Source organism: Corallococcus caeni (assembly GCF_036245865.1).
GTDB lineage: Bacteria > Myxococcota > Myxococcia > Myxococcales > Myxococcaceae > Corallococcus > Corallococcus caeni.
Genome location: NZ_BTTW01000014.1, coordinates 43,556 through 61,582 on the forward strand (window position 1 = coordinate 43,556; position 18,027 = coordinate 61,582).

The window sequence follows — 18,027 nt, forward strand, 5'->3', positions numbered from 1 at the left end:
GGAATCATGAAACGCATCCACAAGGTGCTGGTGGCGAACCGGGGTGAGATCGCCGTGCGCGTGCTGCGGACTTGCCGCCGGCTCGGCCTGCGCACGGTCGCCGTCTTCTCCGACGCGGACCGGGAAGCTCCCCACGTGCGGCTCGCCGACGAGGCGATGCATCTGGGGCCGGCGCCCGCCAGGGAGTCCTACCTGTCCATCGAGCGGGTCCTCGCCGCGGCGAAGGCCTCCGGCGCGGACGCCATCCATCCCGGGTACGGCTTCCTGTCGGAGAACGAGGACTTCGCGCGCGCGTGCGCGGAGGCTGGCTTCGTGTTCGTCGGGCCGCCGGCGCAGGCCATCGAGCTGATGGGGAACAAGCGGCAGGCGAAGCTGCGCATGCAGGCCGCCGACGTGCCGTGCATCCCCGGCTATGAGGCGGCCCGTCCCGGCGAGTCGCTGGAGGACGAGGCCCTGGTCCGCGAGGGCCAGCGCATCGGGTTCCCCGTCATGGTGAAGGCCGCGGCGGGCGGCGGTGGACGCGGCATGCGCCTGGTCCGCGACGCGGGCGCGCTGCTCGATGCCATCCGCTCCGCGCGCTCCGAGGCGACGAACGCCTTTGGCAGCGGCGAGCTCATCCTGGAGCGCGCCATCGAGGGCGCGCGCCACGTGGAGGTGCAGGTCTTCGCGGACGAGCATGGGGGCGCGGTGCACCTGGGCGAGCGCGACTGCTCCGTCCAGCGACGGCACCAGAAGGTGATTGAAGAGAGCCCGTCCCCGGCCGTCACCCCGGAGTTGCGCGAGCGCATGGGCGCGGTGGCGGTGCAGGCCATCCGCGCCATCGGGTATCGCGGCGCGGGCACCATCGAGTTCCTGCTGGCGCCGAATGGCGACTTCTTCTTCATGGAGATGAACACGCGCCTGCAGGTCGAGCACCCGGTGACGGAGCTCATCACCGGGCTCGATCTGGTGGAGTGGCAGCTGCGCGTCGCCGACGGCGAGCCGCTCCCGCTGACGCAGCCGGAGATCACCTTCCGTGGGCACGCCATCGAGGCGCGGCTGTGCGCGGAGGATCCGGCGAAGGGCTTCCTCCCGCAGACGGGGCGGCTCCTCGCGTGGGTGCCTCCGGAAGGGGAGGGCATCCGCGTGGACCACGGCGTGCGTGAGGGGCAGGACATCACGCCGTTCTACGACTCCATGCAGGCGAAGCTCATCGCGTACGGGCCGGACCGCGAGACGGCGCGCGAGCGGCTGGCCGCGGCGCTGCGCGAGCTGACGGTGTTCGGCGTCACGACGAACAGCACCTTCATCCAGCACGTCCTCGGGCACGAGGCGTTCCGCTCCGGACGCTACGACACGGGCTTCGTCGGCGCGCACACGCCGCCGGAGACGCTGCAGGCGCTGGGGCAGGCCTCCGTGGAGGAGCAGGCCATCCTGGCCGCCGTGCTCTTCCACGACGACGCGGTGGCGCTGGCCAGGAAGGGCGGGTTCGACGCGGCGCTGACGGGCTGGAGCAGCTCCTACGCCCTGCCAGTGCCGGTCGTCCTGCATGACGGGACCGCGGAGTTCCGCGCGTCGGTCCGTCCCGTCGCGCCGGAGGCATACGACGTCCGCGTCGGGGACACGTCGGTCTCGCTCTCCCTGCGCGGCCTGGGTGCCGAGCGCGTGGAGGTCGAGGTGGCGGGGAGGCGCCGCGCGGTCCGCTACCGCCGCGCGGGGGGCACGCTGTGGTGCTCGCTGGACGGCATCACTCGCAGCCTGCGCGACGTCTCCTTCCGGCTGCCCTCCGAACGTGAGCGCGCCAGCGACGGCCGCCTGCGCGCGCCCATGGATGGCCGCATCATCCGGGTGAGCACCCAGGTCGGCGCGACCGTGAAGCGGGGCGAGGTGCTGGTGGTGCTCGAAGCGATGAAGATGGAGTCGTCCCTCATCGCACCCACGGATGGCGTGGTCACGGCGGTGAACGTCACGGTCGGGGCGCAGGTGCCGGCACGGCACGTCGTCGCGGTCGTCTCCCCTGAAGCGAAGGAGGCAGCATGAGTGAAGCACCGCTCGTCCGTTACGAGGTGGCTCGCGGCGTCGCGACCCTCACGCTCGACTCGCCCCGCAACCGCAACGCGCTGTCGCGGGCGCTCGTCACGCAGCTGCTGGAGCGGCTGCACGCCGTGGGGGCCGACCCCTCGGTGCGCGCGGTCGTCCTCGCGGCCACCGGTCCCGCGTTCTGCGCCGGTGCGGACCTCTCGGAGATGGCGGACGGAGGCGCCGCGAAGGCTCCGGCCGTGCTGCTGGACGTGCTGCGCACGATCGTGACGCTGCCCCAGCCGGTCGTCGCGAAGGTCGCGGGGCAGGTGAGGGCGGGGGGCATCGGCATCGTGGGCGCGTGCGACGTGGCGGTCGTCGCGGAGTCCGTGAAGTTCGCCTTCACGGAGGCGCGCATCGGCGTGACGCCCGCGGTCATCTCCCTCACCACGCTGCCGCACCTGACCAGCCGGGCGGCGAGCCGCTACTTCCTCACCGGTGAGGCGTTCGACGCCGCCGAGGCCGCGCGCATCGGGCTCATCACGTCCGCGGTGCCGGACGCGTCGCTGGAGGGCGCCGTCGAGCAGATATTGGAGACCTTCCGGGTGTCGTCGCCGCAGGGGCTTCGTGAGACCAAGCAACTGGTAGCCGCCGGGCTGCGCGCGCGCCTGGACGCCGGGGGCGCGGACATGGTCGCGCTCTCCGGACGGCTGTTCGCCTCCGAAGAGGCCCAGGAGGGCATGCTCGCCTTCCTGGAGCGCCGTCCCCCGGCGTGGGCCGCACCCAAATAGACGAAAGGGAGCACACGATGTCCGCGACCCAGGAAGCGCAGCATTCGCGCATCAGCCGAGTCTCGCTGGGAGACATCGTCCACCGGTCGGCGTTGCGCTGGCCGGAGCGGACCGCGCTCGTCGATGGGGAGTTGGAGCTCTCCTATGCGGAGCTCGACCGGCGCTCGAACGCGTTCGCGCACCACCTGCTCGCGCAGGGCCTTCCCCGGGGCTCGCGCATCGCGATGCTCTGCGGTAACTCGGCGCAGATGGTCACCGCCTTCGTGGGCATCTACAAGGCGGGGCTCGTCTGGGTGCCCATCAACACCGGCCTCTCCGTGGAGGCCGTCCGGTACATCCTCGAACACGCCGAGGCCACGCACGCCGTCATCGACGCCGAGCTCCTGGCGAAGCCCGGGCTGCGGGCGATGCTCGACGCGCTGGGCACCCGCCTCATCGTCTGCGTGCCGGAGGGACAGGCGTCACCGGATGGGGACCCGGCCGCGTTCCTGGACACGCTGAAGGGGCGGCACGGCACCCTGCCGGAGGTGGACATCGAGAGCGGCCAGCTCGCGCAGATCATGTACACCAGCGGCACCACCGGCCAGCAGAAGGGCGTGATGCACTCGCACGCGTCGGTGCACGCGGCGCTGAGCGGCAACCTCTTCGAGCTGGAGATGCGGCCGGGGGACTCCACCCTCTGCGTGCTGCCGATGTTCCACTGCGCGCAGCACACCATCGTGATGACGTTCCTCCTGGCCGGGGCGACCGTCGTCGTGCGGCGTGCCTTCGACCCGGGCGCGATGCTCGCGACCATCGAGCGGCGGGGCATCACGTTCCTGCTGTGCCTGCCAGTGATGTACGGCGCGATGCTGGCGCACCCGGCGCGACCGGCGACGAAGCTGTCCAGCCTGCGCCTGTGCCTCTACGTGATGGCGCCCATGGCGCGCACGCTGCTCGTGCAGCTCATCGAGCACTTCTGCCCGGGAGGGTTCGCGCTCGCGTCCGGGCAGACGGAGATGTACCCGGCGACGACCCTGTTCAGGCCGGAGCAGCAGCTGAAGCGCTTCGGTTCGTACTGGGGCGACTCGGTCGTGACGAACGAGACGGCCATCATGGACGACGACGGCCGGCTGCTCGGGCGCGGCGAAGTGGGAGAGATCGTCCATCGCGGGCCGAACGTGATGCTCGGCTACTACAAGGACCCGGAGGCGACCGCGCGGGCGAGCGCCTTCGGCTGGCACCACACCGGCGACCTGGGCATGTTCGACGCCGACGGCCAGCTGCTCTTCGTGGACCGCAAGAAGGACATGATCAAGACGGGCGGGGAGAACGTCCCGTCCATCAAGGTCGAGGAGGTCCTCCTGCGCCACCCCGCCGTGCTCCAGGTCGCGGTGGTGGGCCTGCCGCACTCGCGCTGGACGGAGGCGGTGACGGGCTTCGTCGTGCTCAAGCCCGGCGTGTCCGCGACAGAGGCGGAGCTCAACGCCCACTGCCGCCAGCACCTGGGCGGGTTCGAGGTGCCGAAGGCCCTCGTCCTGCTCCCGGCCATGCCGCAGACGAGCACGGGCAAGGCGCAAAAGTTCGTGCTCCGGCAGCAGTTCGCGCGGCACTACGAGGACGGGAACGGGTAGGCGGTCCGGAGTAGGGTCCTGGGTTTCCTCCCTCCCCAGGTTTCCATGGCCCTCCGGCAACTCCTTCCTGTCGTCGCGTTCGCCACGACCTCGCTCCTGGCGAACCCGGCCCACGCGAACACTGTCTACGGCCTTTGGCAGGGCTCAGGGGGACAGAGCCCCTCGGGTCCGGGCAACCGGGTGTTCCTGCTGGACTCCCAGACGTCCAGCAACCCGGTGACGTTCACGCTGACGTCGTCCGCGGATGCGTGGCTCTACCTGCTGGATGCGAACGGCACGGTCCTCGCGCAGGACAACAACGGCGGTGGCGGCACGAACTCGCGCCTGGTCGTCACGCTGTCCCCGGGCAGCTACCAGCTGGTCGCGGCGACGGCGCTGGCGGGCCAGAGCGCGGAGTTCACCCTGGCGTCGGACTCCGGCGTGCTGCGCGCTCCCAGGGCCCTGGAGGTCCGGCCCACGAGCCGCTTCACCTGGGTCTACGATGATCACGGCACCGGCGCGACGAACGACATCGCCATCTGGCGTCCCGACCTCTCCCAGACCCCGGGCTTCTTCTCGCTGGGCGACGTCGCCATGCCCCGCCGGGGACAGGCCCCAGCGACGACGTTCGTCGTGCGAGGCGAGGGCGACCTGCTCGCGCGTCCGTCCAACTACACGTGGATCTGGGACGACTCCGGCTCCGGTGGCACGCACGACGTCTCCTTCTGGGAGCCCGTCGCGCCCGCGGGCTACACCTGCCTGGGCCACGTCGCGGTGCTGGGCTACTCCAAGCCCTCCACGGACCTCATCCGCTGCGTGCGGAGCGAATACGTGCTGCCCGCGAATCCCGCCTGGGTGTGGGACGACAGCGGCTCCGGCGCGGACGACGACATCGGCGTGTGGCAGGCGGTGGCGCGCGACCACCGCGGCTTGCCCGCGTCCACCTTCGTCTCCCGTCCCAGCCACGGCGACACCGGCGGCAACCGCTACTGGGTCCTCAACAAGAGCGCCACGTCCAACGCGGAGCTGCGGGGCCTGCCCGTGGACGCGCAGACGGTGGCGGCGTTCGCGCCGCGCGTGTGGCTGCATCCGGACGAGGCCTACTTCCCGTCCTCCACGCAGTTCCACCTGGCCAACGTCCACGAGGAGAACGGCCACCTGGTGACGAACCAGGCGCTGGGCTGTGATTCCTGCACGGATCCGCAGTTCCTGGACGGCCAGCGCCCCAGCCAGACACCGGTGCCCGTCTACGCGCAGGTCATCCCGCGCACCCAGGGCGGCCTGCCGACGAACGTGACGGACGTGCTGTATTGGAATTTCTATCCGTACAACAATGGCAAGCGGGTGTGCATTGGCTGGTATTCGCCCTGGGGCTGCGTGGGCGGCTACTCCACGTTCGGCAACCACGTGGGGGACTGGGAACACCTCACCGTGCGCTTCATCGACGGGCGCCCCGCGCAGGTCTACCTGAGCCAGCACGCGGACGGGCAGGGCTTTGCCTTCGGCGACAAGGCGGTGTTCCTCACCGGCTGGCACCCGGAGGTCTTCTCCGCCAATGGCTCGCACGGCCTCTACCCGGACGCCGCCCGGCACATCTACGAGACCCTCTTCAACGGCGACTTCCTGGCGGATGACACCGGTGCCGGGCTGGCGTGGGACACCTGGAACAACGTGGTGGTCATTCCCTGGCAGCCGGCGGGGACGTACACGGGGTCGCTCGCCTGGATGAACCTCACGGCGTACTGGGGCAACCCCGAGGCGGGCTGCGACAACCCGACCGGCTACTGCGTGAACAGCGGCGGTCCCTCTCCGCTGCGGAACCGGTCGGTGTACCAGCCGGATTACATGACCCTGGAGTAGGGCAGGGCATCCGGCGGCACGGATCGGGGTGGAGAGCACGTGGACCTCCACCCCGGTGCGCTCCGGCGCTGAACGCCGGGCGCGGTGCTAGCAGTTGTCGGGCTCATAGACGGCGAAGTCCGTCTTCGTTCCGAAGACGCGCAGCGTGTGGCCACAACTGCAATCACCGTGTCCGACCTGCGTGCTGTAGGTCGCGTCGCTGTAGTACGTCACGAAGGAGAAGCCCTCGCAGTAGGGCAGCTCGTCCTCGCGTGTGGCCAGCTGGGGCTCCTGGCCCAGGTCCTCGACACCGCCACAGCCCGCCAGCAAGCCAACGGCCAACAGTCCACCCATGAGGCTCTTGCGCATCGTGAGGATCTCCAGACAGTCATTCAGGTTTGTGAGGCCTTCCCAGGATAGCGCACCTCACCCGGAAGAAGTCGTCCTCAAGACCTCTGCGCGCCGTGGCGCGGACGTGATAGTCATTGCCGGAGGGAACATCCGGGTGTCGGGCCGGCGGCACCCCTGAGTTCGAGGGGGAGTCCAGATGACAAGCACTGGGAGTGGAGCGCTCGCACGGGCCGTGGTCCTGCTGTTCCTGGGCCTGGGAATGGCCTCCTGCGGGACGACGGAGCCAGGGCCGACGGAGGAGGTCCTTCCGAGTCTCGACGTGCTGCACGAGGGTGCGTGGCTGATGGGTGTGGACTCGCGGGAGCGCTACCTGCTCTTCACGGCCCAGAATGTCTTCGGCACGTACGCGAAGGTGCTTCCCGACGGTGGGGACATCCGGGTCTCCGACCCGGCGGAAGCCGCCATCTTCGCGCAGGACGGCGACTCGGTGCTGCTCTGGAGTCCTCTGAGCGGGGAGAAGACCCGGACGGCGTGGCTGTGGCGGCTCGGCCCCAAGGCCGGCATCCCCTTCACCACGCGGTCCCAGGGCGACATCGTCCATGACCGCGCGCTGTCCTACGTGGCCTTCACGGAAGCCGACGCCGAGGCAGGGACGACGTCGATGCGCGTGATGGACGCGGCCACCTGCACCGTGAAGGCCTGTCCCCTCCGGACGCTGCTCCAGGTCCCGGGGAACACGCTGTTGCTCCAGGGCGGGGGGACGACCGTGCTCGCGTCGGATGCGACGCGGGCGTGGCTCATCGACGTGCCCTCGGGTGCCGTGACGGAGCTGGGGACGGTGGCGGGCCCGTCCGTGCTGCTCGGGGGCGGCAGCCACTACAGCGTGTTCGACAGGGCAGGGCACCTCCAGGTGTTCGACACCGCCACGCGCACCCTCCAGTGGGAGCGGTCCTGGGCCGAGGAAGTCGACCGCAAGGACTGGAATGTCCTCTCCGCGCTGATGACCGACGCGACGACCGTCGTCCTCAACATCAAGGAGCCCCCGCCGCCGCCTCCCGCCTTCCCGACCGACCGCGACACCGTCACGTGTGATGCGACGGGGTGCCGTGTCTTCGGGTACTGGGAAGGGGCTTGCTGGTATGGCGCGGGCCGTACGGATCTCGTGTCCTGCAACCGCACCGTGCGGTGCGGCCCGTATGGATGCGAGTACCAGCTCACCTACTTCGATGCCTCGATGCGGTTGCTCGTGAACACGACGACCTCCCGCGCCGACTCGCCGCATGCGGTCTTCAACGCGGACCTGTCGCAGCATGCGTCGCTGCGGCTGGATGGCTCCCTCCAGGAGCTGAGCTGGGACGGGCCCGCCGGGCTCCGCACCGCGAGGGTGTCTGGTCAGGTGGACACGCGCCTCTTCACCTTCCTGCCGAACGCGGAGCGTCTGGTGTTCGCCCAGGTGGTGCCGCGCTCCGACGAGGGGTTCGAAACCCATCTGGTGGCCTGGGACGGAGTGGCCCTGACGGACCTGCTGAAGCTGCCGGGCGCGCCCGCCTCCAACGCGCAATATGCCCCCACGACGGGTTCCCCCACCACGCTGTACGTGACCGTCGCGGGGCCGTCCTCCCTGAACATCGTCCGGATCCGGCTCTAGTTTCGGGCCGCGCTGCTTCGAAGGGCTTTCAATGACTGCTCAAGCACGAAGTGCCTCCCCGCGCCGGATGTGGAGGCTGCTGGGCTTGCTGCTGGCGAGCCTGGGCGCCACCCATTGCCATGGAGACGGAGACGGGAGTGATTCCTTCCGGACCGTGACCCGTGACGCCCGCCTGCTCCAGGTGGATGAAGGACAGCGCGTCCTGTTGTCCGTTCGCGCGGATGGCACCTACGCGCAGGCGCTTCCCACGGGAGAGCCCGTGCGCATCGCGGACGTGGCGGTGGGGGCGGACATCTCGGCCGACAGCCAGACGGCGGTGCTGTGGAGCGCGGAGGTGAACGGCGAGCGGACCGTCTGGCTCTGGCGGCCCGGCACGCCGGAGGCCCTCGTGCTCAGCCAGAAGGCGCGGGGCACGGTGCGGTACGGCGCGGCGCAGGGCTACGTGGCCTTCCTGGAACGGGACGACGCGGGAGCCACCTCCGTCCGTCTGGCGGTGACGGCGTCCTGCACGCCCGGCGACTGCGCGCTCCAGACGCCCCTCCAGGTCCAGACCCACGCGCCGGTGCTCGAAAGCGGTGGCACCACGGTGTCCCTGGTGGATGGGCTCCACCGCTGGTTGATCGACGTACCCTCCGGCACGGTCACGGACCTGGGCAGCCTGCCAGGGCCCTCGTTCCTGTCGCCCGCCGGGACCCGCTACGGCTGGGTGGTGGAGGATGCGCGGCATGTGCGGGTGTTCGACACCGCCACGGGCGCGCAGCTCTGGGAACAGGGCGCCAACCACGCCCCCGTCTACCTGGAGTGGACCTATACCGGTGCCTTCATGTTCAACGAGGCGAGCGTCCTGGTGACCGCCTTCGCGACGGAACAATGGGGAGGCCCCTCCTTGCCCGATTCCCACTTCATGGACACGTGCTGGGACCAGGGCTGCAGGCAGGTCACGGGTCTCTACGCGTGCAGTCCGGTCGTGCTCTCCGGACAGCCGGCGATGCATTGCCTGTCGGACCCCTGCATCACGCGCGGCTGCACGACGGGCGCACCCGAACTCCGGAACGGTGAGGGAGCGTTGATCCACGGCAACAGCAGCGGCGTGCTCGCCGGTCCCTTCTTCAACCAGGGCTTCGCGGACGCGGTATCGCTCAGGGGCGTCGCGGGGCAGCAGCTCTGGCTGGAATGGACACGGCAGGAGTCGCTCTGGAAGTTGAACCTGGACGCTCCCGCCCCGACGGCGCCCATCCAGTTCCTTCCGGACCAGCAGCGGGTGCTGTTCCATCAGCCGGTGTCACGGGAGGACGGGACGTTCGAAAACCATCTCTGGACGTGGGACCGGTTCGAGCGCGTCGACCTGGGCCTGCTGGACGGAACGCCCGGGCCCACCCGTCTCATGCGGGACCACCCGCCCACGGCCTACCTGGATGTCGACACCGCGAACGCGGACGGCACCACCACTCCGTCCATCATTCGCGTCGAGCTTTGATGGAGCGCCCCATGGCCCTGGAGGGGCTTGACGTCAGCCCAGGAGGCCGTAGGGCTTCCACTCCAGGATCTTCAGGTCGAACCCGGCCTGGCGCTTCCCGGCGATCCAGTCCTCGAGGGCACTCAACGCGGAGGCCTCGTCATCGAAGCGCTGGCGCTCGCCGTCGCGGGTGACCAGCGTGGTGCCGTCCACGATGGCCGACGTGTACTCCGTCTTCGGCCCGCCGTAGTTCGCGAGCTCCCGTTCGAGCGGACCCCGGCCGGGAATCATGGACGTGACCCGCAGGAAGTCGCCCGTGTAGCGGGCCTCCAGCCGGCGCACCTCTTGCGCGGCGTCATCAGGCGTCGCGAAGGCGAAGCGGAACGTGCGCAGCGACCCGTTGTTCTGGCCCGCGTGGAGCTGGACGACGGCGCCGAAGCGTTCGATTTCGAGGAAGAGGTCGCCCCGCTTGCGCCAGAAGGTGACGCGCTCCGAGGCCCGCTGCTTCACGTCGAGGGCCGGCGGCGTTCCCTGCCCGAGCAGCTGCTTCCCGTCGAAGATGTGCAGGGGAAGGCTGCCCGGGCGCATCAGCCACACCTCGCCCGTCTTGCGCTGCGCGTAGACGACGTCCTTCGCGCGCGCGTTCGCCGACGCCTGGGCCGCGATGCCGGCGATGTCGAGTCCCTCGAGCTCCTCGGCGGTGGGGGCATCCGGCTCGCGGACCTGCGGGGCCTGGGTCGCGTCCGTGAAGACGGGCTCGCCCTTCCGGATGCGCTCGAACAGCGCGTCGTGGTGCAGCTCCCCGAGGTCGACGTTCCAGAGCTCGGGACGGAGGAAGGTGGACGCGAGGGTGACGGCGGCGTCGCCGGAGCGGCCGTTCTCCAGGTGATGCTCGGCGTGGACCTCGCCGTAGCAGGTGACGTCGTGATCGTTCTCGTCGAGGAAGCGCGTGGTGAGGTCACCCGCCACGACGAGGCTCTCATCGTTGTAGACGCCCTGGATGACGTCCCGGACCACGAGGTCGCCGAGGACCAGGAAGTTCCCCGACGTCTGGAGCCCCCACGCCGTGCAACGGCCCAGGACCACGACCGTTGAATCCGGCCCACAGTCCTCCAGCACCCCCTCCACCTCCAGGTCTCCGAGCACGATGAGGGGACAGGTGACGCGCAGCGAGCTGGGAGCCCGGGCGTTGCCCGTGACGACGCGGGCCTCGGAGACGGACCCTTCGAGCACCACGTCCACGGGCGCCAGCAGCTCGCGCATCACCAGGGCCGCGAAGCCGATGGGCGAGAGGGGACCGGGACACAGCGCCTGGGCGAACTGGGAGGGCGACAGCCGCGCCTCCTCGCGGAAGACCCCGGCGAGCGACGAGACCGAGGGCTTGCCGTGGTGGGAGAGCGCGTCGAGGGCGGCCCCTTCGAGCCGGGCGAGCGTGGACTCCGCGCGCGCGAGGAAGTCGTTCTGGGAGAGGTGCATGCGCGCGCATGCTACCCACGCGAAGCACCTCCCACTACCGCGAAGCCCGGACGTGAAGCCCGGGCCTCGCGGGCGAAGCCATGGCGCTCAGATCTCCGCGGTGGCTTCCGGATGCTCCTCGCTGCAGACCTGCGAGGCGTCATCGGCCTCGCGGGCTTCGTCCGCGCTCACCGAGGCGGAGGGATCCGTGGGCTCGGAGCGGGCGGTGGGATTGCACCACGTGGGGTACTCCGCGCCACACGTGGTGCGGCGGTTCATGACGGCGCACGTATCCGCGCACGTCCACATCCAACACCAGTCATCACACTGCGGCGGCAGGGCAAAAGCAGACGAGGGGGCGGCGATGGAAAAGACAGCCGAAACCGTCAGCAGGGACTTCATCAGCGTGCGCATGCGTGCTCCGTCTGGGAAGAACTGCATGCACAGCTTGACCGTGTTGTATCGGCTCGTGAATGAGTCCATTTCGACGAGCCATCGAGACAGGCTGCGCGGTCCGTCAGGACCTGCCATGCCGGGACCGCCACAAGAGATTTGTTCGGCGCAGCGGTTGCCGCGTCCCGTTGGCGCCAGGTGTCATGGCCCTGACGCGCTGAAACAACCGGCGCATTGTCGTCAGACACCCCCATGCCCAGGGGTGTCCGTCGTGCACACCACGGCCCTTCGCCCTGGAAGCCCCGCGCTCAGGCTCCTGCCCGTGCCGTCAGCGCGGCACGCGCCCGGCCCACGAGCCACGCGGCGCCCCGGCCCGCGTCCTTCACGAGCGGTAGCCATGGGGCTGGGCGCCCGCGCAGGCGTCCAGGTCGGAGCCCCCCTGCGTCCGGCAACCGGGCAGGGGACAACGTTCCCACGGGATCCACGTCCAGGGCCCTGCTGGCGGCGGCTGCCTGCCTCCCCACCGCGAGCCTGGGCGAGCGAATCGCTTCCCCTGGACACCGCCCATGCGTATCACTGGCCTCCGTGCGTACCCCCACCGACCGATACCTCCCGCCTCGCGCCGACGCCTCCTCCTCCGTGGCGCCCCAGCGCGGGCGGGTCATCGTCATCGCGCCCACGCGCGCCGCTTGCGAGACCATCGAGCTGGCGCTCGGGCTGGAGCTGCGCACGTACCTGGCGGAGCACCACGGCGAGCGCCTCCGTGAGCTGGCCCGGAGCGGGCAGGGGTTCGGCATCGTCGCGGGCACCGGCACGGGCAAGACGCTCGCCATCCGCCCCATCGCGGAGGAACTGGTGGGCCGCAAGCCCCTGCGGGTGGCGGTGGTCAACCGCGAGCGGGAGGCCACCGCGGAGACGCCGCTCGCGGACGTGGTCATCGTCACCACCGGTATCGCGCGGCGCTGGTTCCAGGGCGGCGTCATCCGGCGCGAGGACACGCTCATCGTGGATGAAATCCACCAGACGTCCGCGGAGCTGGAGCTGTGCCTGGCGCTGGGCAAGCGCGTGGGCTGCCGCTTCATCTGGCTGTCCGCCACCGTGGATCCGGCCTTCTACTCGCGCTACCTCGACAGCGCGGACGTGCTCCAGGTGTCCTCCTTCGACCCGCGCAAGGCGGCCACGGTGGAGGTGGAGCGCCGCCAGCCCCTGTCGTTCCTCGACGACGACTTCCTGCGGGACGTGCAGCGGCGGGGGCGCGGCGTGGGCGTGTTCCTGGCCACGCGCGCAGGGGTGGAGGAGGTGGCGGCCCACGTGCGCGAGAACGAGCCGGACATCCACGCGGCGCACTACCACGGCGGCGAGCCGCTGCGCGCCATCCGCCCCTTCCTGGAGGGCACGGCGCCCCGGCCCTTCGTGCTCGCGATGACGGCGGCGGGGCAGAGCGCGCTCAACGTGCCGGGGCTGGACACGGTCGTCATCGACGACATGCGCTTCACGAACCTGGTGGAGGGTGGCCGCAACATCCTCACCCGCGTGCACCTGGGCAACAACGAGCTCCTGCAGATGGCGGGGCGCGTGCATGGGCGGGTGGAGGGCGGGCGCGTCTTCATCCTGAGCGACCGGTCGCTCCACTTCGCCTCGCTCAAGCCCACCGAGCCCGAGTTCCAGCTCGCGGGCGAGCCGGAGCGCGTGGCGCTCACCGCGGCGGCCCTGGGCGTGCGGGCGGACGAACTGGACCTGCCCGTGCCGCTGGACCGCGACGCCTATCGCCGGGCGCTCGCGAAGCTCCAGGCGCGCAACATCGTGGACGCGGACGGCCGGCTGTCCGACTACGGCCGCGCGGTGGAGGCCCTGCCCGTGGAGCGCCCCTGGGCGGAGCTCATCGTCAACGCGGAGGACGCGCTGCTGCCGTTCCTCGCGGTGTGCAGCTCGGTGGAGTCGCTGCACCGGATGACGCGCGAGGAGCGCAACCTGGAGGGCGTGCTCGTGCCCGGCAGCGACCACCTGACCGCGTACAACCTGTACGCGGAGGCCTTCCAGGAAGCGGGCACGGTGGGGGAGGTGCAGGGGCTGCCGCGCCACGTCTTCGACGCGGAGAAGCTCGCGGCCTGGACGGAGGGGCGCGGGGTGCTGGTGAAGGCCCTGGAGGACGCGGCGCTCGCGATGGCGAGCGTGTACCGGAGCGTGGGGCTGAAGCTGCCCGCGCACATGCCCCTCGCGAACACCCGCGTCTACCAGCGCTTCTGTGACCTGCTCGCGCGCTTCATGCCCTTCGACCTGGTCATCGACGAGCGCACGGCCCGGGGCGAGGTCGCGCGCGTGTCGAAGACGAGCGTGTGCGGCAACCTGGGCGCGGTGACGGGCCCGCTGCGCTACTTCGCCGACCGCAACGGCGACTCGCAGGCCGGCATCGAAGGCACCCAGCTGCCCCAGGCCCTGCTGCGCCGCTACGCCCGCCGTCACTCGGCGGCGCCCGTGTACGACGCGCGCTTCCGCTCGGTCGTGCTCGTGACGAGGGTGGACTTCTTCGGCTTCGCGCTGGAGCAGGAGGTGGAGGTGCTGCGCGCCTGGGGGCCGGAGCTCGCCAGGGCGGCCCGGCACGCGCTCGCTGAGGCGCTGGCGCGAGGCGACGCGCCCCATCCCGCGGTGGACCGTCACCGGGTCGCCATCGCGGAGGTGCGGGAGCTGTGGCGGCGCTCGGGCGGGACCACCGCGCCGCTGGAGTCGCCGGAGCTCACCGCGCTCTACGAGGCGCAGCTGGAGGGCGTGGACACGCTCGACGACTTCAAGGCGCGCCCCCTGCGGCTGGACCTGGACGCGCTCGTGCCGGCCGCGACGCGCCGGGCCCTCCTGGCGCTCCCGGACGCCGTGGAGGTGCGCGACCAGGCGGTCCCGCTCGAGTACGACGTGGAGATGCTGTCCGACGGGGCCCCCCGCGGCGTGGTGCGACTGCACCTGCCAGAGAAGCTCGCCCGGACGTTGGTGGAGGAGGAACTGCCGATGCTCGACCGCCCCCAGCGCTTCAGCGTGGCCCGGGGCCGGCGGGGCGTGCTCCAGGCCCGCTCGCTCCTCGAGCTCCAGGAGCTGCTCGACCGCCCCTGGATGCCGGACGAGATCGCCGAGGTCACACGCGAGCGCCAGCCCCAGGACCGGGAGCGCGGCGCCCCCAGCCGCGGGGGCAACCGCGGCCACCACGGCAAGGCACCCCGGAACGGAGGCCGGCGGGGCGGCGGCAGGCGGCGGCGCTGACGCGTCAGGGCAGGGCGCTCACCACGCGTGGCGGTCCATCCAGCTCCGGACCGCGCGCGCGATGTCCTCCGGCGCGTCTTCCGGCGCATGGTGCCCCGCGCGACCGAGCGGGAGAACCTCGAGGGTCCGCAGGTTGGCGCGCGCCCATTCGACGATGTGCGGCGCGTTGAGGCCGGTCTCTCCGAACGTCAGCAGGAGCGCGGGCTTCGCGGACGGCTGCGCGAGCCACGCGTCATAGCGCTCAATCACCGAGGCGACGTCCGCGGGCTCGCCATCAATGGGGATCTCCCGAGGCCACTGCAGCACCGGACGTCGCGACGCCGGGTCCGGGTACGGGGCTTGATACACGGCCCGGTCACTCTCCGAGAGGCCGTGCTGGACGCCGTTCGCGAAGGACCTCGCGAGGAACGCGTTCTCTTCGAGCACGAGCTTCTCACCGGCCCCAGGGGTCCGCAGGGCGCGGAACAGCTGCTCGCCCTGGGGTGGCCAGTCGCTCCAGTGCATGGGGCGCAGGAACGTCTCGAACACGACCACGCCCCGCACGCGCTCCGGATGCCGCCGCGCCCAATCCAAGGCCAGGACGCCGCCCCAGTCGTAGCCGACGAGCACGACGTCCCGCAGGTCGAGTTCCGCGAACCACGCATCGAGGTACTTCGCGTGGTCCGCGAACCGGTAGGCGATGTCCGGCTTGCCCGAGCTCCCCATCCCGATGAGGTCGGGCGCGAGGCACCGGCCGCGGTCGGCGAGCCCTGGAATGACGTTGCGCCACACGTGCGAGGACGTGGGGTTGCCATGCAGGAACACGATGGGCGCACCGGTCCCGGCCTGGCGGTAGGAGATGAACGAGTCCAGGACAGGAAGCCGTTGAGCCGTGGTCATGGGAGTGCTCCGGGGAGGAAGCGGCGTGGAGGTGTGGCATGCGACGAGCGCGCCCGCGACGAGACAACCGAGCAGTCTGTGCATGCACTCATGATGGGGAAGGGGGAGTCCTGGCTGGTAGTGATGGTTCGTGAGGTCTAGGCTCACCAACCGTGAGCATTTCGATCGCGGCCCTGGACCTCAACCTCCTCCTGGTGCTCCACACCGTCCTCACCGAGCGCAGCGTGGTGCGCGCGGCCGAGCGGCTCCACGTCACGCCGTCCGCCGTCAGCAACAGCCTCGCGCGTCTCCGCTCCGTGCTGGGGGACCCGCTGGTGACGCGCAAGGGCCGCGGCATTGTGCCCACGCCTCGGGCACTCGCGCTCGCCCCCGCCATCGCGCGTGGCCTGCGGGAGCTGGAGTCCGGGCTTCACGAGGCCCCGTTCGAGCCAGCCCGCTGCACGCGCACCTTCACCCTCGCCGTCGCCGATGCGGGTCAGGTCACCTGGGGACCGCGAATCGCGGCCCGGATGGCCGAGGCGCTGCCGAACGCGCGCCTCTCCGTGGTGGGCATCGCTTCGCTCGTCGCGCTCGGCGACCTGACCTCGTCCCAGGTCGACCTGCACATCGGCCTCGCCGGGCGGGGCGCGGGCCTGCACGTCGAGCCGCTGCTGGACGAGCGCACCGTCCTCGTGGCCCGCGAAGGCCACCCCGCGCTTCAGAAGCGCCTGTCACCGCGCGCGCTCGGCACGCTCCGGCACGTGGGCGTGGAGATGGTGCCGGGCAAGGGCTTCCGGGACCTCGTCGGCGCCGCCTACGCACGCGCGGACCTCCGCCGCGAGGTCGTCATCACGGTGCCTTCCTTCCTGACGGCCGCCGCCATCGTGGCCGCGACCGACCTCGTCGCGACGCTGCCGGAGTCACTCGTCGCCGCGCAGGGCGCGCGGCTGGGCGTGCGCGGCGTCAACGCGCCGTTCCCAGCGCACATCGTCAAGCTGGCTATGTGCTGGCATGACCGCACCCACGCCGACCCGGCCGCGCGCTACTTCCGCGAGCTGGTCCGGAGCGCGGTCCTGGCCGGGTGACAGGCATGGGATGCCGGCCCGGGTGTTGGCGTTGGTCAATGTGGAATGGCGGTCATTTCCCAGCGCAGCAGGGCCTGTTGCGGCACGGGCCAACGCTTCTCAGGCTTTAGCCAGAAGAGAAGGTCACAGAAACACGAAACCGAGGGGGGAACATGAGAACAACGTCGATTCGTGAACTGGGGCTGCGGTGTGGCGGATATGTGGTCGGGCTGTCGCTTGCCGTGGTGGGGTTGCCTGGAGTGGCCATCGCCCAGGCGCCTGACACGCTTCCCAATTCCTATGTCCAGCGGAACCTGGTCTCCAACGGGGCCACGGCCGCGGAGCATGCGGATCCCAACCTGGTCAACAGCTGGGGGCTTGCCTTCAACCCGTTTGGCGTCGCCTGGGTGGCCGACAACGGGACGGGGGTTTCAACGCTCTACGACGGGGATGGGAACGCGCAGTCGCTCGTGGTCACCATCCCGGTGCCCACGGGAGCCATGGCTCCCGCGAGCCCCACCGGCGTCGTGTTCAATGGCTCCGAGGGCTTCGTGGTCTCCCAGGGCAGCGCCAGTGGCCCTGCTCGCTTCATCTTCGTCACGGAGCAGGGCGCGGTGGCCGGCTGGTCTCCCAGCGCCGCCGCATCCAACGCCATCCTCACGGTGGACAACTCCGGCAAGGGCGCGATCTACAAAGGGGCCGCCCTGGCGAGCAACGGCACCGCCACCTACCTCTACGCGACCGACTTCCACAACGGGCGGGTGGATGTCTTCGACAACAAGTTCGCGCCCGCCACGCTCAGTGGGAACTTCACGGACCCGAACCTGCCTGCCGGCTTCGCGCCGTTCGGCATCCAGAACATCCACGGCGACCTCTACGTGAGCTATGCGCAGCAGGATGAGAACCGCGAGGACGACGTGCACGGCCCGGGCCTGGGCTACGTCAACGTCTTCGATGCGAACGGGCGGTTGATCCGTCGGCTGATTTCCGCGGGCAACCTGAACGCTCCGTGGGGGATGGCCGTGGCGCCCGCCAGCTTCGGGCGGTTCGCGGGGCGGCTGCTGGTGGGGAACTTCGGCGACGGCACCCTCAACGCCTATGATGTCGCGACGGGAGCCTTCGATGCCCAGCTTCAGGGCACCGACGGGAAGCCGGTCATGATTGACGGCCTGTGGGCGCTCGGCTTCGGCAATGGCGTTCAGAACCAGCCCAGCAACACGCTGTTCTTCACCGCGGGTCCGGCGGATGAGTCCCAGGGCCTCTACGGCCGCCTCGACGTGGCCACCACGGGCGCGACCCGCGTCCCGTTCCGTCCCATGCGCTGAGCCGCGAG

Annotated in this window: 13 protein-coding genes; 9 read left to right on the forward strand and 4 right to left on the reverse strand. The window is 70.7% G+C overall.

Going from position 1 to position 18,027, the window contains the following annotated elements:
* Positions 1 to 6 precede the first annotated feature (6 nt).
* From AABA78_RS37450 to AABA78_RS37465, 4 genes are read left to right on the forward strand one after another with little or no spacing between them, the layout of a single operon-like run.
* Positions 7 to 2,019, forward strand: a complete 2,013-nt coding sequence (locus AABA78_RS37450; RefSeq protein WP_338270294.1) for an acetyl/propionyl/methylcrotonyl-CoA carboxylase subunit alpha — start codon at positions 7 to 9, stop codon at positions 2,017 to 2,019.
* Positions 2,016 to 2,789: an enoyl-CoA hydratase family protein gene (locus tag AABA78_RS37455; RefSeq protein ID WP_338270295.1), complete on the forward strand. Its 774-nt coding sequence runs from the start codon at positions 2,016 to 2,018 to the stop codon at positions 2,787 to 2,789. The genes AABA78_RS37450 and AABA78_RS37455 overlap by 4 nt, the downstream gene beginning before the upstream one ends.
* A 17-nt stretch (positions 2,790 to 2,806) precedes the next feature.
* Complete coding sequence (locus AABA78_RS37460) at positions 2,807 to 4,402, forward strand: AMP-binding protein (RefSeq protein WP_338270297.1); 1,596 nt, start codon at positions 2,807 to 2,809, stop codon at positions 4,400 to 4,402.
* A 45-nt stretch (positions 4,403 to 4,447) separates the two neighbouring features.
* Positions 4,448 to 6,241 carry a Vps62-related protein gene (locus AABA78_RS37465; protein WP_338270299.1) on the forward strand — a complete coding sequence of 598 codons (1,794 nt, stop codon included), beginning with the start codon at positions 4,448 to 4,450 and terminating at the stop codon, positions 6,239 to 6,241.
* An 87-nt stretch (positions 6,242 to 6,328) separates the two neighbouring features.
* Here the strand turns inward: AABA78_RS37465 and AABA78_RS37470 are convergent, their stop codons facing one another.
* Complete coding sequence (locus AABA78_RS37470) at positions 6,329 to 6,589, reverse strand: hypothetical protein (protein ID WP_338270301.1); 261 nt, start codon at positions 6,587 to 6,589, stop codon at positions 6,329 to 6,331.
* A gap of 214 nt (positions 6,590 to 6,803) precedes the next feature.
* Here AABA78_RS37470 and AABA78_RS37475 point away from each other — a divergent pair, with 214 nt between their 5' ends.
* Together AABA78_RS37475 and AABA78_RS37480 are read left to right on the forward strand one after the other, a co-directional pair.
* Positions 6,804 to 8,219 (forward strand): hypothetical protein, encoded by a 1,416-nt coding sequence (locus AABA78_RS37475; protein WP_338270303.1) that lies wholly within the window; start codon positions 6,804 to 6,806, stop codon positions 8,217 to 8,219.
* Between the two features lie 154 nt (positions 8,220 to 8,373).
* The gene (locus tag AABA78_RS37480) at positions 8,374 to 9,696 is read left to right on the forward strand and encodes a YncE family protein (RefSeq protein WP_338270305.1); all 1,323 of its coding nucleotides are present in this window, start codon (positions 8,374 to 8,376) and stop codon (positions 9,694 to 9,696) included.
* A gap of 33 nt (positions 9,697 to 9,729) precedes the next feature.
* Here AABA78_RS37480 and AABA78_RS37485 read toward each other — a convergent pair whose 3' ends face one another.
* The gene (locus AABA78_RS37485) at positions 9,730 to 11,151 is read right to left on the reverse strand and encodes a hypothetical protein (RefSeq protein WP_338270306.1); all 1,422 of its coding nucleotides are present in this window, start codon (positions 11,149 to 11,151) and stop codon (positions 9,730 to 9,732) included.
* Positions 11,152 to 11,238: 87 nt separating this feature from the next.
* Positions 11,239 to 11,409 (reverse strand): hypothetical protein, encoded by a 171-nt coding sequence (locus AABA78_RS37490; RefSeq protein WP_171411784.1) that lies wholly within the window; start codon positions 11,407 to 11,409, stop codon positions 11,239 to 11,241.
* 699 nt (positions 11,410 to 12,108) lie between these two features.
* Between AABA78_RS37490 and AABA78_RS37495 the strand changes: the two genes are divergently transcribed.
* Positions 12,109 to 14,772, forward strand: a complete 2,664-nt coding sequence (locus AABA78_RS37495; protein ID WP_338270309.1) for a DEAD/DEAH box helicase — start codon at positions 12,109 to 12,111, stop codon at positions 14,770 to 14,772.
* Positions 14,773 to 14,790: 18 nt separating this feature from the next.
* On the opposite strand, the gene AABA78_RS37500 is transcribed toward AABA78_RS37495, so the two are convergent.
* Complete coding sequence (locus AABA78_RS37500) at positions 14,791 to 15,651, reverse strand: haloalkane dehalogenase (protein ID WP_338270311.1); 861 nt, start codon at positions 15,649 to 15,651, stop codon at positions 14,791 to 14,793.
* 152 nt (positions 15,652 to 15,803) lie between these two features.
* Between AABA78_RS37500 and AABA78_RS37505 the strand changes: the two genes are divergently transcribed.
* Together AABA78_RS37505 and AABA78_RS37510 are read left to right on the forward strand one after the other, a co-directional pair.
* Entirely contained in the window at positions 15,804 to 16,715 is a 912-nt protein-coding gene (locus AABA78_RS37505; protein ID WP_338270313.1) for a LysR family transcriptional regulator, read from the forward strand.
* 152 nt (positions 16,716 to 16,867) lie between these two features.
* Positions 16,868 to 18,019, forward strand: coding sequence for a TIGR03118 family protein (locus AABA78_RS37510; protein ID WP_338270314.1), 1,152 nt, complete (start codon positions 16,868 to 16,870; stop codon positions 18,017 to 18,019).
* Positions 18,020 to 18,027 lie beyond the last annotated feature (8 nt).